The organism is Microcoleus sp. BM001215392 (genome assembly GCF_036700185.1).
In the GTDB taxonomy this organism is placed as follows: domain Bacteria; phylum Cyanobacteriota; class Cyanobacteriia; order Cyanobacteriales; family Microcoleaceae; genus Microcoleus.
Genome location: NZ_JAUBOJ010000324.1, coordinates 1 through 6,114, shown reverse-complemented (window position 1 = coordinate 6,114; position 6,114 = coordinate 1). Strand labels below are relative to the sequence as shown.

The window sequence follows — 6,114 nt, the reverse complement described above, 5'->3', positions numbered from 1 at the left end:
GAACTTATTAGTTCTCAAGCGATAACTTTCGCATAAAACTAAAAAACTTATCAGTCCTCATAGCGAGGACTTTAGCTTTGAGGCAGCGGTTTAAACCCCTGCCGGACTAGCGTAAAATTGCTAAAATTGAGATAGGAAACTAGCGACAATTATGACATACGATTACGACTTGTTTGTGATAGGTGCAGGCTCTGGCGGATTGGCGAGCTCTAAACGGGCGGCATCCTACGGGGCGAAGGTGGCGATCGCCGAAAATGACTTAGTAGGCGGCACCTGCGTCATTCGCGGCTGCGTACCCAAAAAACTCATGGTGTACGCCTCTACATTTTCGCACCTCTACGAAGACGCGATCGGCTACGGTTGGAGCCCTGTAGAAACCAGCTTCAACTGGGAAAAACTCGTCACCACGGTAGATACAGAAGTGCGGCGGCTCAGCAAACTCCACATCAGCTTCCTCGAAAAAGCCGGAGTTGAATTAATCTCAGGATACGCCAAATTTATCGATCCCCACACTGTCGAAGTCGGTGACAAAAAATACACCGCTGCTAAAATCTTAATTGCTGTCGGCGGTGAAGCTCACAGAATCGATATTCCCGGTATCGAACACGCGATCACTTCCCGCGAAATCTTCTTGTTAAAAGAGCAGCCGAAACGGTTGGCAATTTTGGGCGGCGGCTACATCGGCGTTGAATTTGCTTGCATTATGAACGGGTTGGGAAGTGAGGTGACTCAAATCATCCGGCGCGATCGCATTTTGCACTACTTTGACGAAGAACTTCGCGCTAACGTCCAAGAAGGCATGGTTAAGCACGGCATCAATTTTGTCACCGGAAGCTCGATCGCACAAATTGAAAAAACCCCAGAAGGCTTGAAGTTACAATTGTCGGGAAAATCCACAGAAACCTTGACAGTAGACGCGGTTTTGTGCGCTACCGGACGTTTGCCCAATTTGGAAAAACTGGCTTTGGAGAATGCGGGAGTTGAAACCGACAAAGGTGCGATCGCAGTTACCAAAGACAGCCGCACCAATCAGCCGCACATTTTTGCTGTCGGAGATTGCACCAACCGGATTAATCTAACGCCAATTGCGATCGCCGAAGGACGCGCTTTTGCAGATACCGAATTTGGCAACAATCCGAGAGCAATTAGTTACGAAAATGTCGCATCAGCGGTATTTTCGCAGCCGGAAGCAGCCACAGTCGGCTTAACTGAAGAACAAGCCAAAGCTAAATTTCCCGACTCAATTAAGTGCTACACAGCCAAGTTTCGACCGATGTTTCACGCTTTGACAGGTGCAGATGAAAAGACTTTTGTCAAGTTAGTTGTTGAAACTAATACTGACAAAGTTTTGGGCGTGCACATGGTTGGGAAAGACGCGGGCGAGATTATTCAAGGAATGGCGATCGCCGTTAATATGGGAGCTACCAAGAAAGATTTCGATTCGACGATCGGCATTCACCCCTCGACTGCTGAAGAGTTTGTGACTCTGCGATAAATCTCAAATCAGGAAACGGCAATGCCGTTTCCCTCTCTCTTCAACCGGCGTCCGGCTTGTTTTGTCTGTGTAGACGCGGTTTCAACCGCCGTCGGCTCAACCCGTCGGCTCTACCCGTCTGATCTGCCCGTCGGCTCTGCCCGTCGGCTCTACCCGTCGGCTCTACCCGTGTGCTCCACCCGCCTGCTCAACCCGTGTGCTCCACCCGTCGGCTCACAAAAAAATAATTTTAAATCCTTTGAACCTTTGTTGCACATCTCCTGTCTAAACGCTTCAGATAACGAACAGGTGAGGGATACTTCACAGGTGTTAGGTGTGCCAGCCAATGTTTTAATCGATGACTGTTCCGACTCCTACTTAGTCGATCAATGCTTAAAGGGTGATTCCCTACGGGATAGCTTGGCTTCACGTACTTGCTTTCGCCACCTTTACCAACGCTACCAACAAAAAGTCAGGTCAACCCTTTACCAACTCTGCGGTTCATCACTTCTAGACGACTTAACCCAAGAAGTATTTCTGCGAGTCTGGAAAGGATTACCCAAACTCAAACACCAGGAAAACTTTTCAACTTGGCTGTATCGCATCACTTGGAACGTGGCATCCGACCAAAGACAAGCATTTGCTAAACAACATTCTTTTGACTCCCAACTCAAAAATCAAGAAACAATGGATCGGGTTATTCCCAATAATAACACATCCGACTTGATGCAGTTGCACTATCAAGACTTAGTGCAGCGAGGACTGGAGCAATTGAGCTTTGAACACCGCAGTGTTTTGGTGCTGCACGACTTAGAAGACATCCCGCAAAAAGAAGTAGCCCAAATTTTAGGACTGCCAGCGGGGACTGTCAAATCTCGCGTATTTTATGCCAGAAATTCCGTGCGGCAATTTTTGCAAAAACAGGGGGTTGAGGAACTATGAACGATGGAAATAGCGACAAAAAATTAGTCAGCTTTTTAAAGCAATATCGCCCGAATGTTCCGGAATCTGCCCCCGACTTTGAGCAAAAAGTCTTAGCACAAATACAGAGGCATGACAGGGCACCAGAGCTAAATCTTCTAACGGATTTGCGATTTATTGAATCTAGTAAAAGTTCAAAAATTCTCGGTTTTCCTAAAAGGATTTTTCCGGCTGCGATCGCCTCTGCTCTGCTAGTTTTTGGCTCTGGTTATCGGGCCCTAGTTACCTCACAATTACACGCGGATGAAGCGGCACATCTAGAAGCATTTCTGGTAAATAATTGGGAGGGTGTATTGAACGATTCTCACACCGAAAACTTCCTCGATTGCCCGCAAACAGACTGGTTGACTTTCAGCACTGCTGCTGATAGTGAACCGCCCACAAATAACTAATCTCAAACAGGTAATTTTTTATGTCGATTCGCCGAATTTCTGCCGTAGCTCTTTTAATGTTTGCCCTCGGCACTACAGCCGCTGCAACCGCCGCTCCCAGCCTTGACCAACCGGAAACAATTGCCCAAAACCAACGTCCCAATCGAGCTGGTGGCAAAGAAAGCGGGCTGTTCGACAAACTTAATTTAAGCGCCGATCAAAAGCAGAAAATGCAGGCACTTCGCGATCGCTACAAAGACCAGGTTTCGCAGCGAATGCAAGCTGTCCGCCAAGCCAGACAAGAATTGCAAACGATGATGTCGGGTACGACGGCAAATGTCAGCCAAATACGCGACAAACACCGCCAAATTATGGGATTGACACAGCAGTTGCAAGAGCTGCGATTTGAAAATACGCTGTCCATGCGGGAAGTTCTCACCACCGAACAGCGCACCCAATTATCTCAACTGATGCAGCAGCGCCGGGATGCTGCTAAAACCCGGAGGGAAAACGCCCCTAAACCGCAGTAATTAGCTCTTATTTTAGAGCGGACACACCCTATGAACCAATGTTTTTATCGGGTGTGTGCTGCGCATTTTACAGATTTTAAGTTAAAATAATTAGTTGGTAAATTTCCTAAAATTTTCTGGATGAATCTACCCAACAATGCGAGTTACATTTATTTACACGGATTTGCTTCAAGTCCCGATTCGCTAAAAGCTAGATATTTTCGCGATCGCTTTTCTTCCCTAAGCATCGATCTCAAAACTCCCGATCTCAATCAAAACGATTTTTCGCGCCTCACCCTCACCCGTCAGTTACAGCAAATAGAAACAGAATTTCTCCAAACCCCATCCTCAAAATCTGTAGAAAATGTAAAAAATTTAGGGGAAGTTACAATCATTGGCTCTAGTTTTGGCGGCCTGACTGCCGCTTGGCTCGCCCAGCGACAATTATCAATCAAACAAATAGTTTTGTTAGCACCGGCTTTTCAATTTCTCTCCCACTGGCTGCCACAGTTGGGACAGCAACAGTTAGAAAAATGGCAGTCTGAGAAATATTTGCCTGTTTACCATTACGGCGAACAGCGCTATCTGCCGTTGAATTATCAGTTTATAGCAGATATGGATCAATACCCTGAAGAAAAATTAATTCGACCAGTCCCTACGTTAATTCTGCACGGCAAGCATGATACGATTGTACCGATTCAAGCTAGCAGAAGTTTTTGGGAACATCGTCCCTGGGTCAAATTAATCGAACTAGAAGACGATCATTCTTTGGGAAATGTCCTAGCCGAGATTTGGGAAGCGATGCAAAAGTTTTGCAAATTCAAAAATTGAAATTTAACGATGCCCAAAAATGGATACAATGCTCAGACGCCAGAAGTGAAAAGTACAAAATTCAGATAGACGTTTAAACTCCAAGATTCCTGTGTGGAGTAAATCTCAAATCTCAAGTCTAAAATCTAAAATTGACTCACCAACTTGTAAGTTTCAAAAATCAAATGACTGAACAAGATAAATCGACTCGCACCTTAGCCGTTGATATTGGCGGAAGTGGCATCAAAGTTATGGTTTTGGATGCTGAAGGTGAACCCAAAACAGAACGCAGCCGTTTAGAAACGCCTCAACCGCCGAAACCGGAACCCGTATTAGAGACGATCGCCTCTTTGGCCAGCGGACAAGGCGAATTTGACCGAGTATCCGTCGGTTTTCCTGGCGTTGTGTGTCGCGGCACCATCAAAACCGCAGTCAATTTAGATCCATCTTGGATCGATTTTGACCTAGCAACTACCCTCAAAGATCGCTTGGGAAAACCTGTGCGAGTGGCTAACGATGCCGATATTCAAGGATTGGGAGCAATTGCTGGGACGGGGGTAGAATTAGTAATTACCCTCGGTACTGGTTTCGGTTCTGCCTTGTTTGTCGATGGTATCTTGGTGCCAAATCTAGAATTAGGACATCACTCGTTTCGTAAAGGAGAAACTTACGAACAGCAACTAGGACGTTTAGCTCTAGATACCATAGGTGCCAAAAGGTGGAACCGCCGTCTGGAAAAAGCGCTAGTCTCTCTGCAAAATCTCTTTAACTGCGATCGCATTTACATCGGCGGCGGCAATACCAAAAAGATTACTTTTGATTTACCACCACAAGTTAAAATAGTACCGAATGTCAGCGGTTTGTTGGGCGGAATTGCTTTGTGGCGCGATTGAATCAACTTTGTAGCAAAACTGGCAGTCAACATCAAAGAAACCGGGTTTTTTGCCAGGATTAAACGCATTAATCCTGTACTTTCTTAAAAAACCCGGTTTCTGTATCCCAGACAGTGGATTTGGTTTTTGGCTGGTGCGTTAGCCCAGTCCTCAAAGAGGCTCGGCATTTCCAACAATTATTCACCAGCCATCGGCTCGCGGTAGCGTTTGGGTTCATCCTTGCGAAACAGATTTCCCAAGCCGAGGATGCCCAACAAACCCAAAGCACCCCAATGATTGTTGTCCCCCTTGCTTTCCTGAAACGGAGTTGTGTCTAAAATAACTCGATTAGAACCATTATTGTTCTGTGCTGGAGCCCCATTAGTTTGAGCTGTTGCCGGCATCGCTGAAGGGAGAACAGCCAAACTCAAAGCTATCATGGTAGCGGCCACATTTTTAGAGAGTTCCGAAGAATTGATTTTCATACTTGGTTTCCAAATGTCAGCAGTTACTTTATCAAAATAATCAATTTGTCGCAGCCCCCACATCAATCGATCGACAGAAACTCAATTCCCTCTTTCCTCTTGCTTTCGAGATAGAAAAGGCTATATTCTAAGTTGAGACGCCTTTGATACAGCAAAAGTAAGTCTGGATGCTGCCGAAATTCCAGCAGCGATGTAAAAAAATTAAATTTTTGCATTTGTAATTGTTCTAGACTTCTGTCTTGCTGGGCAAGCTCACAAAAATCTCAAATCAAAAATTTAAAATCAGATCATGCTTCCCTTTATCCGCAAAGACTTAGCCGAACTTACCGCATACACTCCCCATCCCGGAGGCGCCTCAGGAGAATCGGCGCACTCGGAAAGCGTACTCGATCGCCTCGACACCAACGAATGCCCTTATGATTTGCCAGAGGAATTAAAACAAAAGCTAGCTTGGACTTACCAGCAGCTAATTGAGACAAATCGCTATCCCGACGGAGGCCACGCAGCACTCAAAGGGGCGATCGCACAATACGTCAACGAATCCCTAAATATCCCCGGGCTAGGGGATGAATCTATTCCTGTCCCCCCCCTTAACCAGGGGGGGCTAGGGGG

8 protein-coding genes and 1 pseudogene are annotated in these 6,114 nt (G+C 46.1%); 7 read left to right on the top strand and 2 right to left on the bottom strand.

Annotated elements, in window-relative coordinates; genetic code table 11:
- The first annotated feature begins 151 nt into the window (after positions 1-151).
- The 6 genes from gor to QT974_RS26275 all read left to right on the top strand — a co-directional run bounded on the left by gor (position 152) and on the right by QT974_RS26275 (position 5,038).
- On the top strand, positions 152-1,495 hold the full coding sequence (gene gor / locus QT974_RS26300) for a glutathione-disulfide reductase (protein WP_333471355.1): 1,344 nt from the start codon (positions 152-154) through the stop codon (positions 1,493-1,495).
- Between the two features lie 306 nt (positions 1,496-1,801).
- A complete protein-coding gene (locus tag QT974_RS26295; RefSeq protein ID WP_333471357.1) occupies positions 1,802-2,416 on the top strand; it encodes a sigma-70 family RNA polymerase sigma factor in 615 nt (204 codons plus the stop codon).
- Positions 2,413-2,847: a hypothetical protein gene (locus QT974_RS26290; RefSeq protein WP_333471354.1), complete on the top strand. Its 435-nt coding sequence runs from the start codon at positions 2,413-2,415 to the stop codon at positions 2,845-2,847. The genes QT974_RS26295 and QT974_RS26290 overlap by 4 nt, the downstream gene beginning before the upstream one ends.
- Before the next feature lie 20 nt (positions 2,848-2,867).
- Positions 2,868-3,356: a Spy/CpxP family protein refolding chaperone gene (locus tag QT974_RS26285; protein ID WP_333471353.1), complete on the top strand. Its 489-nt coding sequence runs from the start codon at positions 2,868-2,870 to the stop codon at positions 3,354-3,356.
- A 120-nt stretch (positions 3,357-3,476) separates the two neighbouring features.
- Entirely contained in the window at positions 3,477-4,166 is a 690-nt protein-coding gene (locus QT974_RS26280) for a YqiA/YcfP family alpha/beta fold hydrolase (protein WP_333471352.1), read from the top strand.
- Positions 4,167-4,330: 164 nt separating this feature from the next.
- Positions 4,331-5,038, top strand: coding sequence for an ROK family protein (locus QT974_RS26275; RefSeq protein WP_333471351.1), 708 nt, complete (start codon positions 4,331-4,333; stop codon positions 5,036-5,038).
- Between the two features lie 176 nt (positions 5,039-5,214).
- On the opposite strand, the gene QT974_RS26270 is transcribed toward QT974_RS26275, so the two are convergent.
- A complete protein-coding gene (locus QT974_RS26270) occupies positions 5,215-5,502 on the bottom strand; it encodes a WGxxGxxG family protein (protein ID WP_333471350.1) in 288 nt (95 codons plus the stop codon).
- Between the two features lie 62 nt (positions 5,503-5,564).
- The gene (locus QT974_RS26265; RefSeq protein WP_333471349.1) at positions 5,565-5,717 is read right to left on the bottom strand and encodes a hypothetical protein; all 153 of its coding nucleotides are present in this window, start codon (positions 5,715-5,717) and stop codon (positions 5,565-5,567) included.
- Between the two features lie 74 nt (positions 5,718-5,791).
- On the opposite strand from QT974_RS26265, the pseudogene QT974_RS26260 reads away from it, so the two are divergent.
- Positions 5,792-6,114, top strand: a pseudogene (locus QT974_RS26260) (histidinol-phosphate transaminase); the annotation flags it as partial.